Raw genomic sequence first — 357 nt, 5'->3', positions numbered from 1 at the left:
GCGCCGTATCCAGCATGCGGTTGGCGAATCCCCATTCATTATCAAACCACAGCAGCAACTTCAGCATTGAACCGGCGCTGACCCGAGTCTGGGTCGCATCAACAATGCAGGAACGTGGGTCATGGTTAAAATCAATCGAAGCATGCGGCTCGTACGTCACACCCAGCAGGCCACGAAATACACCATTGGCAGCGGATTGTATCAGTTCGTTAACGGCCTGTGCGCTGGTGTCGCACTTGAGCTGCAAGCTGACGTCCAGAGCGGACACATTGATGGTTGGGACGCGCAAATGCAGACTTTCCAGTTTGCCTGTCAACGCTGGCATCAGCCGGGCCACCCCTCTTGGCAAGCCGGTAT

At 55.7% G+C, this 357-nt stretch carries 1 pseudogene; it reads right to left on the bottom strand.

What is annotated here, in order from left to right:
* Nucleotides 1-325: pseudogene (locus tag Q4563_RS17370) on the bottom strand (erythrose-4-phosphate dehydrogenase); the annotation flags it as partial.
* Nucleotides 326-357 lie beyond the last annotated feature (32 nt).

The sequence above is a fragment of the Gilvimarinus sp. 1_MG-2023 genome (assembly GCF_030548285.1).
The sequence above is the reverse complement of the archived record's forward strand: the minus strand, read 5'-3'. Positions and strand labels throughout refer to the sequence as shown.